We start from the raw sequence: 14994 nt of genomic DNA on the forward strand, positions 1-14994 counted from the left end.
AGGCGTCAGGCGTCAGATGGGAGGCGTCGGGCGTCGGGCGTCGGGCGTCGGGCGCCGGCGCACCGCGTCGAGCGCGTCGAGGATGGCCTCGGGGGTGGCGGGTGCGCGCAGGGGCGGGTTGCTGTGGCCGTCGCCGGCGGCGGCGATGGCGTCGCGCAGCGCGAAGAAGACCGAGAAACCGAGCAGCAGCGGCGGTTCGCCGACCGCCTTGGAGCGCAGGAGGGTGTCGGCGCGGTTGGGGTTGTGGAACAGGCGCACGCGCAGGTCCGCCGGGCAGTCGTGCGCGGCGGGGATCTTGTAGGTGGAAGGCGCGTGGGTCATCAGGCGGCCCTCGGCGTTCCACCACAGCTCTTCCATGGTGAGCCAGCCCATGCCCTGGATGAAGGCGCCCTCGACCTGGCCGCGGTCGATCGCCGGGTTGATCGAGCTGCCGGCGTCGTGCAGCAGGTCGGCGCGCAGCAGGCGCCATTCGCCGGTGAGCGTGTCGACCACCACCTCGGACACCGCCGCGCCGTAGGCGAAGTAATGGAAGGGGTGGCCGGTGAGCGTGGCCGCGTCCCAGTGCAGTCCGGGCGTGGCGTAGAAGCCGTCGGACCACAGCTGCACGCGGGCGCGGTAGGCCGCGCCGACGAGCTCGGCGAAGGGGATCGTGTGTGCACCGACGTACACCTGGCCGTCGGCGAAGCGCACCGCGGCCGGGTCGGCGGGCCGGCGGCCTGGGCGCGCATCGCCGCGGTCTTCGCCTTGGCCCCCCTCGCCCCCCTCGGCGAAGCGGCGCAGTGCGAACTCCGCCAGGCGCATGCGGATCGTGCGCGCGGCGGCGGCCGCGGCCTGGCCGTTGAGGTCGGCGCCGGTGGAGGCCGCGGTGGCCGAGGTGTTGGCCACCTTGCTGGTGTCGGTGGCGGTGGCGCGCACGCGCTCGAGCGCGATGCCGAGCTCGGCGGCGACCACCTGGCAGACCTTGGTGTGCAGGCCCTGGCCCATCTCGGTACCGCCGTGGTTTACCAGCACCGAGCCGTCGGCATACACATGCACCAGCGCGCCGGCCTGGTTCAGGTGGGTGAGGTTGAAGGAGATGCCGAACTTCACCGGGGTGAGCGCCAGCCCGCGCCGCAGCACCGGAGCGGCGGCGTTGAAGGCGGCGATCTCGGCGCGGCGGGCGCGGTAGTCGCTGCTCGCTTCGAGTTCGTCGACCAGCGCGTGCAGCACGTTGTCGGCGACCACCTGGCCGTAGGGCGTGGTGTCGCGCCCCGGGCCGCCGTAGAAGTTGGCGCGGCGCACGTCGAGCGGATCGCGCCCGAGCGTGCGCGCGATGCCGTCGATCACCCACTCGGCGAGGATCGCGCCCTGCGGTCCGCCGAAGCCGCGGAAGGCGGTGTTGGACTGGGTGTGGGTGCGCGCGAGCCGGGCACGGAGGTCGGCCGCCGGCAGGTGGTAGGCGTTGTCGACATGGCAGAGCGCGCGCGTGGCGACCGGGCCGCTGAGGTCGGCGGAGCAGCCCGCGCGCGCGACCATGTCGACGCGCAGCGCGAGGAGGCGGCCCTCTTCGTCGTGACCGACGGTGTAGTCGTAGTGGAAGTCGTGGCGCTTGCCGGTGATGGCGATGTCGTCGTCGCGATCGGGGCGCAGCTTGATCGCACGGCGAAATCTCGCCGCCGCCAGCGCCGCCACGCAGGCGAACAGCGCCGACTGCGACTCCTTGCCGCCGAAGCCGCCGCCCATGCGGCGCATCTCCACGACCACGCGGTGGGCGGCGATGCCCAGGCAGTGCGCCACCACCTGCTGCATCTCGCTCGGGTGCTGGGTGGAACACCACACCTGCATGCAGCCGTCCTCGCGCGGCTGGGCGAGCGCGACCTGGCCTTCGAGGTAGAAGTGCTCCTGGCCGCCGACCTGCCATCGCCCCTCCACGCGATGCGGCGCCGCGGCCAGCGCCGCATCGACGTCGCCACGCATGAGGCGCATCGGCGGCAGCACGAGCTCGCCCGCGCATGCGGCCTCCAGCGGGTCGAGCCGCGCCGGCAGCGGTGCGTAGTCGATGCGGGCGAGGCGCGCGGCGCGGCGCGCGGCGTCGCGCTCGTCGGCGATCACCGCGAAGATCGGCTGGCCGACGTAGTGCACTTCGCCTGCGGCGAGGATGGGGTCGTCGTGCACGATCGGCCCGCAGTCGTTGCGTCCCGGAATGTCGGCGGCCACCAGCACGCCGAGCACGCCGGGCGCCGCGAGCACCGCGCCGAAGTCCATCGCCACGATGCGCGCGTGCGCCTGCGTCGACAGGCCGAGCGCCGCGTGTGCGGTGCCGGCGGGTTCGGGGAGGTCGTCGACGTAGGTGGCCTCGCCGGCCACGTGCAGGTGGGCGGACTCGTGCGGATGCGGCTGGCCGGCGGGGGGGGCGGATGCCGGCGGTGACGAGGTGGGCTCGATCGGCTCGTTCATCACGTTCTCCTCAGCGCCCGCCGCCGGCGAGATCTTCCGCGGCGAAGGCGCGCGTCTGCGCCGCGGCGAGCGGCGCGTCGGGGCGGGTCTCGAGGAAGAAGCGCGCGAGCAGGCCGGCGGCGGCGCGGCGGCGGTAGCCGGCGCTCGCGCGCAGGTCGTCGAGCGGGGCGAAGTCGTGTTCGAGCGCGCACTGTGCGGCGGCGAGCGCGGCTTCGTCCCAGGGCCGGCCGGCGAGCGCGGCCTCGGTGGCGGTGGCGCGCCTGGGCGTCGCCGCCATGCCGCCGAAGGCGATGCGCGGAGCGTGGATCCGGCCCGCGCGCAGCTCGAGCGCGAAGCCGGCGCATACCGCGGAGATGTCGGAGCCGAAGCGCTTGGCCAGCTTCCAGCTGCGCAAGCGTCGCGCGGGTGCGGGCGGCGGCAGTTCGATCGCCTCGACGATCTCGTCGGCGGCGAGGTCCTTCTTCATGTAGTCGAGATAGAAGTCCTCCAGCGCCAGGCTGCGCCGGCCGCGCACGCTCGCGAGCACCACGCGCGCGCCGAGCGCGATCAGCGCGGGCATCGAGTCGCCGATCGGCGAGCCGTTGGCGACGTTGCCGCCGAGCGTGCCGGCGTTGCGCACCGGCGGCGAGGCGAAGCGCTCCCGCAGCTCGGCCAGCTCCGGGTGCAGGCGGACGAGCGCGGCGAAGGCGGCCGTGAGCGAAGCCGCTGCGCCGATGCGCAGGCCGCCGGCGTGCGGCACGATCGCGCGCAGGGCGGCGACCTCGCCGGTGTGGATCAGGGTGTCGAGCCGGCGCAGGCCCTTGTTGACCCACAGGCCGATGTCGGTGCCGCCGGCGAGCAGGGTGGCCGCGGGGTGGCGGCTGCGCAGGGCGAGGAGTTCGTCCACGCTGCGCGGGGCGACGAAGCGGCCGCCCTCGTGGCCGAAATCGAGCGTGTCGTCGCGGCGCAGCGCGAGCAGGGCGGTGCGCAGGCGATCGCGGTCGAGCAGGCGCGACGGGGCGTCGAACATGCGCTCGCCGGCCTCCACGATCGGCCGATAGCCCGTGCAGCGGCACAGGTTGCCGGCGAGCGCGCTGCGGATGCGGGCGGGATCCGCGGCGGCCTCGCCCTGCGCGTGACGGTCCTCGTACAGCGCCCACAGCGACATCGTGAAGCCGGGGGTGCAGAAGCCGCATTGCGAGCCGTGGCAATCGACCATCGCCTGCTGCACCGGGTGCAGGGCGCCGCCGGCGAGGCTGCGCAGGTGTTCGACGGTGAACACCGCCTTGCCGTCGAGCGTGGCCAGGAAGCGGATGCAGGCGTTGACCGCGTACAGGCGCGGCGCGTCCGCGGGATCGTCGGCGAGCTCGCCCACCACCACGGTACAGGCGCCGCAGTCGCCCTCGTTGCAGCCTTCCTTGGTGCCGACGAGGCCGCGCGCGCCGCGCAGCCAGGCGAGCAGGCTGGTGGTGGGGGCGAGGCCGGTGATCGACACCGCCTCGCCGTCGAGCAGGATGCGTATCGTCTGGCTGTCCATCTTCGGATCCCGGGGGCGCAGGCCCGAAGATGGTAGCGCGTTCGGCGCCGCCGTGCCGTGCCGGCGGCCGCCCGGCGCCGCCTCAGTGCGCCAGCGCCGGCTCGATCGCCTCGGCGCTGGCGCTGCGGCGGCCGCCGTTGAGGAAGAGGTTGAGCGTCACCGCGGTGATCGCCGCGAGCAGGATGCCGCTGTGCAGCAGGGGTTCGAGCGCGTGCGGCATCTGCTGGAAGAACTTCGGCGCCACCATCGGGATCATGCCGGCGCCCACCGACAGCGCGACGATGTAGAGGTTGAAGCGGTTGTTGCGCAGGTCGGCCGCGAGCAGGATCTTGATGCCGGTGGCGGCGACCATGCCGAACATCACCAGGCCGGCGCCGCCGAGCACGTACTGCGGCACCGAGGCGATGATCAGCGCCATCTTGGGGAAGAGGCCGAAGGCCATCAGGATCGCGCCGCCCGCCACGCACACCCAGCGGCTCTTGACGCCGGTGACGCCGACCAGGCCGACGTTCTGCGAGAAGCTGGTGTGCGGGAAGGTGTTGAGGAAGCCGCCGATCATGGTGCCGAGGCCGTCGGTGCGCAGGCCGCGGGTGAGGTCGTCGCGCGACAGCCGGCGGCCGGTGAGCTCGCCGAGCGCGAGGAACATGCCGAGCGACTCGACCATCACGACCACCATCACCAGGCACATGGTGGCGATCGAGATCGGGTCGAAGATCGGCGCGCCGAAGTGCAGCGGCGTCACGATCGACACCCAGGGCGCGTCGGCGAGGCCGTCGAAGCCGACCTTGCCGAGCGCGATCGCGATCGCGAAGCCCACGCCCATGCCGACCAGCACCGCCACGTTGGACAGGAAGCCACGACCGTAGCGGGTGATCGCCAGCACCACGACCAGCACGATGGCGGCGATGGCGAGGTATTCCGGGGCACCGTAGGCGGGGTTGTCCACCATCAGTCCGGTCGCCGCGTCGCGGATGCGCGGCTGGCCGCCGGCCGACCAGTTGATCGCCACCGGCATCAGCGAGAGGCCGATCACCGCGATGATCGAGCCGGTGACCACGGGCGGGAACAGCGGCAGCGCGCGCGCCACCAGGGGCGCGAACAGGATGCCGAAGAGGCCGGCGGCGATGCCCGCGCCGAGGATGGCGTTGATGCCGAGCGCGGGGTTGCCCGCCATCGCCACCATCGGCCCGACCGCGGCGAAGGTGACGCCCATCATGATCGGCAGGCGGATGCCGAAGCGGCCGACTCCGAGCGCCTGGATGATGGTGACCAGGCCGCAACACAGCAGGTCGGCGTTGATGAGAAAGGCGATCTGGTCCTTGGGCAGCTTGAGCGCGCCGCCGACGATCAGCGGTACCGCGATCGCGCCGGCGTACATCACCAGCACGTGCTGCAGGGCGAGGGTGAACAGGCGCCCGCCGGGCGGGCACTGGTCTACCGGGTCGAGCTCGAGCGGCCGGCTCGTGCGGGTTTGATCGGACATCGTGGCGTCTCCTTGTCGTTATGGACCGATGAGTCCAGTCTAGGATCGCGCCGTGATATGGAAACCCTTATGGGCTTATAGGACGGATCAGGGGATCCGTATGGTGTGTGCGGGGAGGGGGAGGCGTGGTGGGGCAGGGGAAGGAGAGCGGGAGCCTGCGGCGGAAGGGCGAAGGCGGTCTCTCGGGCGCCGCATCGCGACTTGCGTCGCTCCCACGAAAACCGTCGCGTCTCTGGACACGCCGGATCGCGACTCGCGTCGCTCCCACGAAAACCGTCGCGTCGCGGGACACACCGGATCGCGACTTGCGTCGCTCCCACGAAAACCGTCGCGTCTCGGGACACGCCGGATCGCGACTCGCGTCGCTCCCACGAAAACCCCCGCGTCTCGGGACACGCCGGATCGCGACTTGCGTCGCTCCCACACGAACCGCCGCGCCTCGGGAGGTGGTCGTAGGAGCGACGCAAGTCGCGATTCCCGCGCTTGCGCTGCGATCACCCCGCGGCGCTCACAGGGCTTCGATCACCCCGGGGCGGTCGAGCTGCACCTCGTCGCAGTTGTGTCCCGGGCCGCTGCGGTCCACAACGAGGAAGTCGCACACCCCTTCGAGCGCGAGCAGCGGGTGGTGCCACACGCCGGTGGCGTAGTTCACCCCCTGGTCGGCGCGGGCGAGGAAGACCTTCAGGTCCTCTGCCGCGGGCGGCGCGCCGGCGGGGGCGACGACGACGAGGTAGGGCTTGCCCGACATCGGGACGAAGGCCTGCGAGGCGAGCGGGTGGCGCTCCATCATCTGCACCGTGAAGGGCAGGCCGCGCGGCTGGCCGCGGAAGATGGAGACGATCACGCGCCCGTCGGGCCCGGGCTCGATGTTGGCGAGGTCGTGGTAGCGCTCGGTGTTGCCGGCGTTGATGGTGAAGTGGCGGACCGCGTCGCTGACCTCGACGACCTCGCCATAGGGGGCGAAGGCCTCGCGGGTGAGCGGATGGACGGCGAGCGGGAGGGGGGCAGCGGTGCGCATGACGGGGTCTCGGTGACGGTTGGGGGGCGTGTGTCCGCCGGAGGGGGCTGAGAGGGGGGATCGCGACTCGCGTCGCTCCTACGCGAACCGACGCGGCTCCGGCAGCACCGGTGGGATCGCGACTCGCGTCGCTCCTACGAGAACCGACGCGGCTCCGGCAGCACCGGTAGGAGCGACGCAAGTCGCGATTGGCGGTTTCGGCAGCACGGGCAGGAGCGACGCAAGTCGCGATGGTCGGCGCGGGCATCCGCGGCGGCGCGGGCGCGGCCGCCGCCGGTCTCACTTCGCCTCGACCTTGCCCCACAGGCGCAGGCGCGAGACGCCGCCGTCGGGGAAGATGTTGAAGCGGACGTGGGTGATCGGCCCCAGTTTCGCGACCTGCTCCGTAAAGGTATGGATCGCGTCCATCTCCAGCTTCTGCTCGGGCAGCAGGGTCTGCCAGAACATCGACTGGGTGGTGATCGAGCGGTCGGTGCCGCCGCTGACGTAGGCGGCCTGCACCGAGCAGCGGTCCGGGTAGTTGCCCTTGAAGAAGGCGGTGTCGACCTCGATGCGCTCGACCGTGCCGGGGGCGCCGAGCTCGAGCACGCACCAGTCGTTGCCGGGCTCGCGGCGGCGGCGGGTCTCCCAGCCGTCGCCCATGTTCATGCCGCGCCCGGGCAGCAGCAGGGCGGCGGCGGATGAGCCGAAGCTGGCGTCGTTCCACGACAGCGCGCGGCCGCCGTTCTCCATCGCTACCAGGTCGACCAGCTCGCCGCCGGCGGCCTTGGCCGCGAGTGTGCCCACCGGGCGGCCGTAGACGCGCAGGCGCGCGATGCCGCCGTCGGGGTACATGTTCACGCGCAGGTGGGTCCACGCCGCGGTGCTGGCGCACTCGAGAAGGTGGTGGCTGTTGGGGCCCATCGGGCTGGCGGGGAGGATCTCGGTCCACTCGGCCGCCTGCAGGGCGGCGACGTCGTCGGTCTCGGACACGCAGGCCTCGATCGACACCGCGGGCGGGTAGTTGCCGGTGAAGTGGGAGGTGTCGACGTCGAAGCCGCGGATCACGCCCTTGACGCCGAGTTTCACGAGCGCCCAGTCGTGGCCGGCGACGCGCTTCCTGCGCGACTCCCAGCCGTCCATCCACTTGCCGTTGGTGTCGAACTTGCCGGGGACGAACTGCGCGGGTTCGGGGTTGAGCATGCGGCCGACTTCGGCGAAGAAGTCGTCGGAGGCGGCGATCGCCTTGGCGCCGAGGCGCGGGTTGGCGAGGTCGACCGAGCGCAGCGCCCAGTCGGGCAGCTCGGCAGCTGGGGCGAAGACGGGGGCGCCGGGGGTGTGGCTGGCCATGGGGGTTCTCCTTTGGGTTCGGGTCGTGAGGCAGGCGGGAAAGAGCCGGGAGTCGCTCGGGAAATCGTGGTCTGTCCCCGATTTCCCGATTTCCCCCCGGCTTACTTCGCTTGGTAGGGGTGGCGCTCTATCCAGTGGCGGGCGACGTCGACGCGACGGCACACCCACACGCGGTCGTGCTTCTCGATGTGGTCGAGGAAGCGCTGCAGGGCGCGGAAGCGGCCCGGGCGGCCGAGCAGGCGGCAGTGCATGCCGATCGACATCATCGCGGGACGCTCCTCGCCCTCGGCGTACATCACGTCGAAGGCGTCACGCAGGTATTCGAAGAACTCGTCGCCGTGCGAGAAGCCCTGCGGCAGCGCGAAGCGCATGTCGTTGGTGTCGAGCGTGTAGGGCACCACCAGATGCGGCACGGTCTCGCCGTCGGTCCTTCTCACCTCGGTCCACAACGGCAGGTCGTCGCCGTAATAGTCCGAGTCGTACAGGAAGCCGCCGTGGTCGGCGACCAGGCGGCGGGTGTTCGGGGAGTCGCGGCCGGTGTACCAGCCCAGTGCGCGCGTGCCGGTGAGGCGCTCGATGATCTCCATGCCGATCTTCATGTGCTCGCGCTCGATCTCCTCGGGCACGTTCTGGTAGTGGATCCAGCGCCAGCCGTGGCAGGCGATCTCGTGGCCGAGCTCCTTGAAGGCGGCGGTGAGCTCGGGGTGGCGCTCGAGTGCCATCGACACGCCGAAGATCGTCAGCGGCAGGCCGCGGCGCTCGAACTCGCGCAGGAAGCGCCAAACGCCCACGCGCGAGCCGTACTCGTAGATGCCCTCCATCGACAGGTGGCGGTCGGGGTAGCTCGCGGCATTGAAGAGCTCGGAGAGGAACTGCTCGCTGCCGGCGTCGCCGTGCAACACGCAGTGCTCGCCGCCTTCCTCGTAGTTGAGCACGAACTGCACCGCGATGCGGGCGCGGCCTGGCCAGTCGGCGTGGGGCGGGTTGCGGCCGTAGCCGACGAGGTCGCGGGGGTAGGTCGGGTTCGAGGTCATGGTGTTCTGTCCAGACAGGCGATCAGGGATTCAACAGGCCAATCGGCCTTGGGGGGCGTGTGGGAGCGACGCCAGTCGCGATCCGGGCGATGACTTGGCGCCGAATGTCGGCTTCGCACGGGCGGGGGCGTTTGATCGCGACTGGCGTCGCTCTCACGGAACCGACCTCGCCTGCCTCGCCGCGCGCTAGGCGCGACGCGCGTTTGATCGCGACTTGCGTCGCTCCTACCGCGCGGCTGCGTTGGCGGGGTGCTCCTGCAGGAGCGACGCAAGTCGCGCTTCCCGCGCCGAGATGCCGACCACCCGCGCCCTCGCGGCGGCCGTTCAGCTGTTCGTCCCGAACATCGCATCCAGCCGGAAGCGGGCGATCTTGCCGATCTCGGCCAGGCAGGTGCGGAATTCGGCGTCGCGCACGTTGGCCAGGCGGGCCTCGACGCGGTCCAGGATCTGGTGGCGGGTGAGGCCCTTGACCGCGACCACGAAGGGAAAGCCGAAGCGCGCGCGGTAGTCCTGGTTGAGCCGGCGCAGGCGCTGGAGCTCTTCCTTGCTGCACTGGTCGAGCCCGGCGCCGCGCTGCTCGCCGGTGGAGGCGGTGGTCAGCGTGCCTTCCTCGGCCTCCTTGCCGGCGAGCTCGGGGTGGGCGCAGATGAGGCCGAGCTGCTCGGCAGGGTCGGCGGTGTCGACCACCAGGCACATCGCGGCGTGCAGCGCGTCGATGCTGGCGAAGGGACCGGCGCTCCAGGCACGCTCGGCGATCCACGGCGAGTGCTCGAAGATGCCTTCGAGGCGGGCGACGAAGGCGTCCTGCGCCAGGCGGGAGAGTTCATCCAGGGCGGCGTCCAGCGCGGCGGCCGGGCGGTCGGGGGCGGTGCTTGGGGCGGTGCTTGGGGCGGTGCTTGGGGCGGTGGCGGGGGTGCTCATGGTGTCTCTTCCTGTCCTGTTGCTGTCGTTCAGTCCGCGGTGCGCGCGCCCTGGGCGAACCAGATCGCGATCTTCTCGCGCTCCTCTTCGGTGATGGCGGTGAGGTTGCCGAGCGGCATGTAGCCGCTGGCCACGGTCTGCGCGCTCATCACGGCATGGGCGGCGATCTGCTCGGGCGTCTGCAGCATCACGCCCTTGGGCGCCTGGGCGAAGCCCTCGAAGGTCGGCTTGTCGGCGTGGCAGGCGATGCAGCGCTGGGCCATGATCGCCTTGACGGTGGCGAAGCTCACCTTCTCGCCGCCGGCATCGACCTGCTTCGGTGCCATCAGCACCATCAGCAGCGCGATCAGCGCGACGCCGGCCGCCGGCAGCCACCACTTGACCTGGCCGCGGTGGCGCAGCACGAAGAACTGGCGGATCAGCACCCCGGCCAGCATCAGCACGCCGAGCACCAGCCAGCCCTTGGCGTTGGCGTAGGTCATCGGGTAGTGGTTGCTGATCATGATGAACAGCACCGGCAGCGTGAAATAGGTGTTGTGCACCGAGCGCTGCTTGCCGACGGTGCCCGGCATCGGATCGACCTGCTCGCCGCGGCGGATCTGCTCGACCATCTTCTTCTGCCCGGGGATGATGTGGAAGAAGACGTTGGCCGCCATCATGGTGCCGAGCATGGCGCCGACGTGGATGTAGGCGCCGCGGGCAGAGAACACCTGGTGCAGCACGTAGTTCGCCACCATCACGAAGACGAACACGATCGCGGCGAGCACGCCGTCCTTGCCGATCATGTTGCGGCACAGGATGTCGTAGAAGACCCAGCCGGCGACCAGGAAGGCGATCGAGATGCCGACCGCGGCGGCAGGCGAGAGCGCCATCACGCTGCTGTCGATCAGGTAGCTCGAGGCGCCGATCCAGTAGATGACGGCCATCATGCCCATGCCCGACAGCCAGGTGGTGTAGGCCTCCCACTTCGACCAGTGCAGGTCCTGGGTGAGCGGCTCGCCCTTGGGGCCGGTGAGGTATTTCTGGCTGTGGTAGAAGCCGCCGCCATGCACCGCCCACAGCTCGCCGAACACGCCGCGCTTGGCGTCGTTCGGGTTCTTCGGCGGCTTCAGCGAGTTGTCCAGCATGACGAAGTAGAAGGACGCGCCGATCCAGGCGATGCCGGCGATCAGGTGCAGCCAGCGGACCAGCAGGTTGGCCCAGTCGAGCAGGTAGGCTTCCATGGTCTGTTCTCTTGTTCTCGATTCGGTTCGGTGTGGAGGTGGAAGCGCCGGGTTCAGCTGCCGCGGTAGGTGGAATAGCTCCACGGCGACACCAGCAGGGGCACGTGGTAGTGCTCGGCGACATCGGCGATGCCGAAGCGCAGCGCGACCTCGTCCACGAACGGCGGCTCGGGCAGGTTCAGGCCCAGCGCGCGGAAGTAGTCGCCGGCGGCGAAGACGATCTCGTACTTGCCGGCCTCGAGTGCGGCGCCTTCGAGCAGCGGCTTGTCGCAGCGGCCGTCGTGGTTGGTGACGCTGCGCGCGACTTCGCGGCGCTCGCCGTCGAGCCGGTACACGGTGACGGCGATGCCGGTTCCGGGCTTGCCGTGGGCAGTGTCGAGGACGTGGGTGGTCAGGCGGCCCATGCGCTTGTCTCCTGGTCTGGTCTGGTGCGGGGCTGGGGGAATCGTGTGAGACGCAGTGTAAGCCGGGTCCGTGTTAACGGAACGCATATGTCCTTATATGTGATATATGCTCTCGCATATCTGTCTGCTGGCGGCCAGTCGCTCCCGCCCCGGATCCACACAAGAACGACGAGGAGACCCACCATGAGCCTGCGGCGCAGTGACGACCCGCTCGACACCTACCTGTTGCGCGTGTTCGTGCTCCTGATCAGCGAGCGCAGCGTGTCGCGCACCGCGCTGCGCCTGAACCAGTCGCAGCCCGCAGTCAGCGCGGCCTTGAAGCGTCTGCGCGAGATCCTCGGCGATCCGCTGCTGGTGCGGGAGAAGGGCGGCATGGTGCCGACCGAGCGCGCGCTCGCGCTGATGTCGCACGCCAAGGGCGCGCTCGCCGAGATCGACCGCATGACCGATGCGCCGGAGTCCTTCGAGCCGCACAGCACCCGCCACGAGTTCCGCGTCGGCTCGCCCGACTATCTCGCGCCGGTGTTCATCGCCAGCGTGGCCGAGCGCTTCCGCCGCGAGGCACCGCAGGCGCGCCTGAGCCTGCACGCGCTGGGGCCGAGCTTCGACTTCGAGCGCTCGCTCGCGGAAGGCGACCTGGACGTGGTGATCGGCAACTGGCCCGAGCCGCCGCACCGCATGCACCTGTCGATGCTGCTGGAGGACGAGATCGTGTGCCTGGTGGCGGCCAGCCACCCGTGCGCGAAGAAGGGGATGAGCGTCGACGACTACATGCGCGCCGCGCACGTGGTGCCGATGCCGTATTCGATCAGCCAGCGCGGGGTCATCGACGGCGTGCTCGCCTCGATGCGCATCAGCCGCGACGAGCGCGTGGCGGTGCAGTCCTTCACCGCCGCGCCCTACCTGCTGCAGGGCACCGACCTGGTGTTCACCACCACCCGGCACTTCGCGCAGTTCTACGCCAACCTGCTGCCGCTGGCGATCATCCCCTCGCCGATCGCCTTTCCACCGATGCGCTTCTACCAGCTCTGGCACGAGCGCAACCACCATTCCACCGGCCACCGCTGGCTGCGCCGACTGTTGTCGGATTGCGGGCGCAGGATCGCGCCACCGCATGCGTGAGCGGGATGGGGGCTTGCGGTCCGCGTGGTGCCTGCGGAGGAGCGCGGTGTTTCTGGAAACGGTGGATCGCGACTTGCGTCGCTCCTGCGGAAACCGTTGTGGCGCTGGAACGCGGCGCGCCCCGAACCGCAGCGGGTCCGGAGCCATGCCGTAGGAGCGACGCAAGTCGCGATTGCCGCGCTGGATCGGCCGCGGTGCGAATCCCATGCGCCGGATCGCGACTCGCGTCGCTCCCACGCAGAAAGCACAGCGCCCGGGGAGGGACGTAGGAGCGACGCAAGTCGCGATTGCCGCGCTGGATCGGCCGCGGTGCGAATTCCATGCGCCGGATCGTGACTTGCGTCGCTCCCACGCAGGAAGCACCGCAGCGCTCAGCGGTCGATCGGCACCAGCATCACCGGGATGTCGGCCTTCATGGTGACCTTGTGTGCCACCGAGCCGAGCAGCAGCTCGCCGATGGTGCTGTGGCCGCGCGAGCCCATGACGATCACGTCGGCGAGCACATGCTTGGCGACGTCGAGGATGCGGCGCGAGGGGTCGCCCTCGAGCGCGCGCACGCTGGCGAGCACGCTCTTCACGTCGAGCTCGGGGTTGGCCTCGGCGAAGACGTCGATGCGATGGCGCAGCAGGGCCTCGGCCTTCTTGTGGCCGGCGAGCTTGATCTCGTCCATCTTCTCCTCGCTGAGGAACTCCTCGTAGGGCAGGCTGCTCGATGGAAGGGTCACGGTGACGGCGTGCAGCTTGGCGTTGAACTTCATCGCCAGGCCCACGGCGTGGCGGAATACCGCGGGCGAGCGCGGGGTCAGGTCGGAGGCGTAAAGGATCGAGCGGATTTCGTAGCTCATCGAGGGAACTCCCGGTTGCGGTGGTGTGGTCGGTGCCGGAGCGCGGTGTCCCGGCGGGCATCCTGCATTCTCGTGGCCGGTGGATCCGGCGATGCCTGCGCAGGCGTCCTGGACAAAGTGTAGAGGCGTGCGCCGCGCCGGCGCAGCCGCGCCGCCCGATAGCGCATATACGGAATGCGTGATGACGCTCACACGTGCGGCCTGCTTGCGGCCGGGCCGGCACGGGCGGGATGATGATGCAAGAACGGGCCGCGGCCCGCAGCCATGGAGAATCGCATGATCGATCTGTACACCGCCGCAACCCCCAACGGCCACAAGGTCTCGATCGCGCTCGAGGAGCTCGGCCTGGCGTACTCGCTGCGCGTGCTCGACCTGTCCGCCAACGAGCAGAAGGAGCCCTGGTTCCTCGCCATCAACCCCAACGGTCGCATCCCGGCGATCGTCGACCACGACGAGGGCGACTTCGCGGTCTTCGAGTCGGGCGCGATCCTGATCTACCTCGCCGAGAAGACCGGCCGGCTGATGCCGCAAGACGCCAGGGGGCGCTCGCGCGTGCTGCAGTGGCTGATGTTCCAGATGGGCGGCATCGGCCCGATGATGGGCCAGGCCAACGTCTTCTTCCGCTACTTCCCGGAGAAGATCCAGCCGGCGATCGACCGCTACCAGGGTGAGGTCAAGCGCCTGTTCCGCGTGCTCGACGGCCATCTGGCGAAGAACGAGTACCTCGCCGGCGACTATTCCATCGCCGACATCGCCAACTGGGCCTGGGTGCGCACGCACAACTGGTCGGGGGTGGCGATCGACGACCTGCCCGACCTCGCGCGCTGGCGCGACCAGATCCGCGCCCGCCCCGCCGTGCAGCGGGGCATCGAGATGCCGCCGTCCAGCTTCGACCGCGACGGTGACGGCGAGGAACAGGCCAAGGCGTTCTCGGCGAAGGTGCGCAACATGGTCGAGACCGGCCAGTCGCGCAGCGATGGAGTCTGAGGGCCCCCGCGGCCCTGCCGGTTCAGGACATTCCAGGAGACCCCATGAAGCTCTATGTATCACCCCGGGCGCCCAATCCGCGCCGCGTGCAGATGTTCATCGCCGAGAAGGGCATCCGCGGCATCGAGGAGGTCGCGGTCGACCTCGTCAAGGGCGAGCACCGCAGCTCGGACCACCGCGCACGCAGCCCGCTCGCCAAGGTGCCGGTGCTGGAACTCGACGACGGCCGCTACCTCGGCGAGACGCGGGCGATCTGCAGCTACCTCGAAGGCCTCTACCCCGAGCCCAACCTGATGGGCGACACCTTCGAGGAGCGTGCCTTCGTCGAGATGACCGACCGCCGCGTCGAGCTCTACCTCTTCGGCGGCATCATGAACTGCGTCCGCCATACCCACCCCGGCCTCGCGCCGCTGGAACAACCGCAGTTCGAGGACTTCGGCCGCTCGCAGGGCGAGAAGGTGCGCGAGGTGGCGCGCTGGCTCGACGAGGAGCTCGGCCGCCAGCCCTTCGTCGCCGGCGAGCGCTTCACCATCGCCGACATCACGGCCTTTTGCGCGATCGAGTTCGCGCGCGGGCTGATGAGGTTCAGGCCCGGCGCCGAGGGCATGGCCAACCTGCAGGACTGGCGCGACCGCATCGCCGAGCGCCCGAGCGCGCGGGTCTAGGTGCGCGGCTG

Annotated in this window: 13 protein-coding genes; 3 read left to right on the forward strand and 10 right to left on the reverse strand. The window is 70.5% G+C overall.

Annotated elements, in window-relative coordinates; translation table 11 throughout:
• Positions 1 to 12: 12 nt before the first annotated feature.
• The 9 genes from xdhB to uraH all read right to left on the reverse strand — a co-directional run bounded on the left by xdhB (position 13) and on the right by uraH (position 11364).
• On the reverse strand, positions 13 to 2436 hold the full coding sequence (gene xdhB / locus ACZ5PP_RS19055; RefSeq protein WP_043742936.1) for a xanthine dehydrogenase molybdopterin binding subunit: 2424 nt from the start codon (positions 2434 to 2436) through the stop codon (positions 13 to 15).
• 10 nt (positions 2437 to 2446) lie between these two features.
• The gene (gene xdhA, locus ACZ5PP_RS19060; RefSeq protein WP_464826466.1) at positions 2447 to 3952 is read right to left on the reverse strand and encodes a xanthine dehydrogenase small subunit; all 1506 of its coding nucleotides are present in this window, start codon (positions 3950 to 3952) and stop codon (positions 2447 to 2449) included.
• Between the two features lie 82 nt (positions 3953 to 4034).
• The gene (locus tag ACZ5PP_RS19065) at positions 4035 to 5435 is read right to left on the reverse strand and encodes a nucleobase:cation symporter-2 family protein (protein ID WP_464826467.1); all 1401 of its coding nucleotides are present in this window, start codon (positions 5433 to 5435) and stop codon (positions 4035 to 4037) included.
• Between the two features lie 508 nt (positions 5436 to 5943).
• A complete protein-coding gene (locus tag ACZ5PP_RS19070; RefSeq protein ID WP_464826468.1) occupies positions 5944 to 6453 on the reverse strand; it encodes an ureidoglycolate lyase in 510 nt (169 codons plus the stop codon).
• Positions 6454 to 6732: 279 nt separating this feature from the next.
• Positions 6733 to 7782, reverse strand: a complete 1050-nt coding sequence (alc, locus tag ACZ5PP_RS19075) for an allantoicase (protein WP_276662594.1) — start codon at positions 7780 to 7782, stop codon at positions 6733 to 6735.
• Positions 7783 to 7883: 101 nt separating this feature from the next.
• Positions 7884 to 8816 carry an allantoinase PuuE gene (gene puuE / locus ACZ5PP_RS19080; protein ID WP_004304763.1) on the reverse strand — a complete coding sequence of 311 codons (933 nt, stop codon included), beginning with the start codon at positions 8814 to 8816 and terminating at the stop codon, positions 7884 to 7886.
• A gap of 324 nt (positions 8817 to 9140) precedes the next feature.
• On the reverse strand, positions 9141 to 9737 hold the full coding sequence (uraD, locus tag ACZ5PP_RS19085) for a 2-oxo-4-hydroxy-4-carboxy-5-ureidoimidazoline decarboxylase (RefSeq protein ID WP_464826469.1): 597 nt from the start codon (positions 9735 to 9737) through the stop codon (positions 9141 to 9143).
• Between the two features lie 29 nt (positions 9738 to 9766).
• Complete coding sequence (locus ACZ5PP_RS19090) at positions 9767 to 10960, reverse strand: urate hydroxylase PuuD (RefSeq protein ID WP_464826470.1); 1194 nt, start codon at positions 10958 to 10960, stop codon at positions 9767 to 9769.
• 53 nt (positions 10961 to 11013) lie between these two features.
• Positions 11014 to 11364, reverse strand: coding sequence for a hydroxyisourate hydrolase (gene uraH, locus ACZ5PP_RS19095; protein WP_043742923.1), 351 nt, complete (start codon positions 11362 to 11364; stop codon positions 11014 to 11016).
• Positions 11365 to 11547: 183 nt separating this feature from the next.
• Here uraH and ACZ5PP_RS19100 point away from each other — a divergent pair, with 183 nt between their 5' ends.
• Positions 11548 to 12486, forward strand: coding sequence for a LysR family transcriptional regulator (locus ACZ5PP_RS19100; protein WP_464826471.1), 939 nt, complete (start codon positions 11548 to 11550; stop codon positions 12484 to 12486).
• 371 nt (positions 12487 to 12857) lie between these two features.
• Here the strand turns inward: ACZ5PP_RS19100 and ACZ5PP_RS19105 are convergent, their stop codons facing one another.
• Positions 12858 to 13331, reverse strand: a complete 474-nt coding sequence (locus ACZ5PP_RS19105) for a universal stress protein (RefSeq protein ID WP_004304752.1) — start codon at positions 13329 to 13331, stop codon at positions 12858 to 12860.
• Between the two features lie 276 nt (positions 13332 to 13607).
• On the opposite strand from ACZ5PP_RS19105, the gene ACZ5PP_RS19110 reads away from it, so the two are divergent.
• Together ACZ5PP_RS19110 and ACZ5PP_RS19115 are read left to right on the forward strand one after the other, a co-directional pair.
• Positions 13608 to 14318, forward strand: coding sequence for a glutathione S-transferase family protein (locus tag ACZ5PP_RS19110; protein ID WP_464826472.1), 711 nt, complete (start codon positions 13608 to 13610; stop codon positions 14316 to 14318).
• A 44-nt stretch (positions 14319 to 14362) separates the two neighbouring features.
• Positions 14363 to 14983 carry a glutathione S-transferase family protein gene (locus ACZ5PP_RS19115; RefSeq protein ID WP_273422399.1) on the forward strand — a complete coding sequence of 207 codons (621 nt, stop codon included), beginning with the start codon at positions 14363 to 14365 and terminating at the stop codon, positions 14981 to 14983.
• The last annotated feature ends 11 nt before the right edge of the window (positions 14984 to 14994 follow it).

The sequence above is a fragment of the Thauera sp. DNT-1 genome, from assembly GCF_055393985.1.

What these genes read in the sequence shown, in the direction of transcription:
- ACZ5PP_RS19070 (WP_464826468.1), bottom strand. Translation starts at nt 6,453, where the DNA reads ATGCGCACCGCTGCCCCCCTCCCGCTCGCCGTCCATCCGCTCACCCGC.
- puuE (WP_004304763.1), bottom strand. Translation starts at nt 8,816, where the DNA reads ATGACCTCGAACCCGACCTACCCCCGCGACCTCGTCGGCTACGGCCGC.
- ACZ5PP_RS19110 (WP_464826472.1), top strand. Translation starts at nt 13,608, where the DNA reads ATGATCGATCTGTACACCGCCGCAACCCCCAACGGCCACAAGGTCTCG.
- ACZ5PP_RS19100 (WP_464826471.1), top strand. Translation starts at nt 11,548, where the DNA reads ATGAGCCTGCGGCGCAGTGACGACCCGCTCGACACCTACCTGTTGCGC.
- ACZ5PP_RS19115 (WP_273422399.1), top strand. Translation starts at nt 14,363, where the DNA reads ATGAAGCTCTATGTATCACCCCGGGCGCCCAATCCGCGCCGCGTGCAG.
- ACZ5PP_RS19105 (WP_004304752.1), bottom strand. Translation starts at nt 13,331, where the DNA reads ATGAGCTACGAAATCCGCTCGATCCTTTACGCCTCCGACCTGACCCCG.
- uraH (WP_043742923.1), bottom strand. Translation starts at nt 11,364, where the DNA reads ATGGGCCGCCTGACCACCCACGTCCTCGACACTGCCCACGGCAAGCCC.
- ACZ5PP_RS19065 (WP_464826467.1), bottom strand. Translation starts at nt 5,435, where the DNA reads ATGTCCGATCAAACCCGCACGAGCCGGCCGCTCGAGCTCGACCCGGTA.
- alc (WP_276662594.1), bottom strand. Translation starts at nt 7,782, where the DNA reads ATGGCCAGCCACACCCCCGGCGCCCCCGTCTTCGCCCCAGCTGCCGAG.
- xdhA (WP_464826466.1), bottom strand. Translation starts at nt 3,952, where the DNA reads ATGGACAGCCAGACGATACGCATCCTGCTCGACGGCGAGGCGGTGTCG.
- xdhB (WP_043742936.1), bottom strand. Translation starts at nt 2,436, where the DNA reads ATGAACGAGCCGATCGAGCCCACCTCGTCACCGCCGGCATCCGCCCCC.
- ACZ5PP_RS19090 (WP_464826470.1), bottom strand. Translation starts at nt 10,960, where the DNA reads ATGGAAGCCTACCTGCTCGACTGGGCCAACCTGCTGGTCCGCTGGCTG.
- uraD (WP_464826469.1), bottom strand. Translation starts at nt 9,737, where the DNA reads ATGAGCACCCCCGCCACCGCCCCAAGCACCGCCCCAAGCACCGCCCCA.